Source organism: Arenibacterium sp. CAU 1754, from assembly GCF_054482635.1.
This window is the reverse complement of record NZ_JBTLRG010000009.1, coordinates 1-1,117: the sequence shown is the minus strand read 5'-3', so window position 1 is coordinate 1,117 and position 1,117 is coordinate 1. Positions and strand designations below refer to the sequence as shown.

Sequence of the window (1,117 nt, the reverse complement as noted above, 5' to 3'; positions counted from 1 at the left end):
CCCCTCAGTACAGCACGACGGAACGGATTGATTTGCCTTCGTGCATGAGATCGAAGCCCTTGTTGATGTCCTCAAGGCCCATGGTGTGGGTGATCATCGGGTCGATCTCGATCTTGCCCTCCATGTACCAGTCGACGATCTTGGGCACGTCGGTGCGCCCGCGGGCGCCGCCGAAGGCGGTGCCGCGCCAACTGCGCCCGGTGACCAGCTGGAAGGGGCGGGTCGAAATCTCGGCCCCTGCCGGCGCCACGCCGATGATGATGCTTTCGCCCCAGCCCTTGTGCGCCGCCTCAAGCGCCGTGCGCATCACGCCGACGTTGCCGGTGGCGTCGAACGTGTAATCGGCGCCGCCCTTGGTCAGGTTGACGAGGTAGGGCACCAGATCGCCCTCAACCTCCGCAGGGTTCACGAAATCGGTCATGCCGAAGCGGGTCGCCATCTCTACCTTGGAGGGGTTCAGGTCGACCCCCACGATCTGGTCCGCGCCCGCCAGGCGCAGCCCCTGGATCACGTTCAGCCCGATGCCGCCCAGGCCGAACACGATCGCCCGGCTGCCGATTTCAACCTTGGCCGTGTTGATCACCGCGCCGATGCCGGTGGTGACGCCGCAGCCGATGTAGCAAATCTTGTCGAACGGCGCGTCCTCGCGCACCTTGGCCAGCGCGATTTCGGGCAGAACCGTGTGGTTGGCGAAGGTCGAACAGCCCATGTAATGCAGGATCGGCGTGCCATCGAGCATGCTGAACCGGCTTGACCCGTCCGGCATCAGGCCTGCGCCCTGGGTTTCGCGGATCGACTGGCACAGGTTGGTTTTCGGGTTCAGACAATATTCACACTCGCGGCATTCCGGCGTGTAAAGCGGGATCACGTGATCGCCGGGCTTGAGGCTGGTGACGCCCTCGCCCACCTCGACCACGACGCCCGCGCCCTCATGGCCCAGAATCGCCGGGAACAGACCCTCGGGGTCGGCGCCAGAGCGGGTGAATTCATCCGTATGGCAAAGCCCCGTCGCCTTGATCTCGACCAGAACCTCGCCCGCACGCGGACCCTCAAGGTTAACGTCCATCACCTCCAAAGGCTTCCCAGCCGCCAGCGCAACCGCCGCACGTGTCCGCAT

At 64.9% G+C, this 1,117-nt stretch carries 1 protein-coding gene; it reads right to left on the bottom strand.

Annotated features, from left to right (window positions below):
* Nucleotides 1-4: 4 nt before the first annotated feature.
* The coding region (locus ACXYMO_RS18690) for an S-(hydroxymethyl)glutathione dehydrogenase/class III alcohol dehydrogenase (RefSeq protein WP_458880271.1) at nucleotides 5-1,117 on the bottom strand (1,113 nt) is incomplete at its 5' end.